At 44.4% G+C, this 324-nt stretch carries 1 protein-coding gene; it reads right to left on the bottom strand.

Annotated elements, in window-relative coordinates; genetic code table 11:
- Positions 1–140 precede the first annotated feature (140 nt).
- Positions 141–324 (bottom strand): hypothetical protein (locus tag ACTQ34_RS18235; RefSeq protein ID WP_441365002.1); only part of this gene is annotated, 184 nt, incomplete at its 5' end.

Here is a 324-nt window from a genome sequence, read left to right as displayed (position 1 = left end):
CTGTTATTTTGTAGACAAGGCATCAGCAGCTGGCGCCGCTCCCGCCTTAAATTATTTTGGCTCTATTTTGCACTGCCCGGCAGTGTTTACACAAAATTTGGGACAGACCTGATTTCTTGTTTTAATTGTCGTTTTTGATATTATTCAACAGTCTCAATAGAATCCACAATGCTCATTCTTGCAATAGAACGCAGAGGAATTGCCGTTGCAAGCAGGCAGGCCACAATAGAAATAATCGCAGCTTCCACAATCGCCATAACCGGAACAGCGACAAGCTGTAAAGCATCGGTCTGTGCTGCTCCGACAAAGATACAGCAGACATAG

The organism is Agathobaculum sp. LCP25S3_E8 (assembly GCF_052117165.1).
Taxonomy (GTDB): domain Bacteria; phylum Bacillota; class Clostridia; order Oscillospirales; family Butyricicoccaceae; genus Agathobaculum.
The sequence above is the reverse complement of the archived record's forward strand: the minus strand, read 5'-3'. Positions and strand labels throughout refer to the sequence as shown.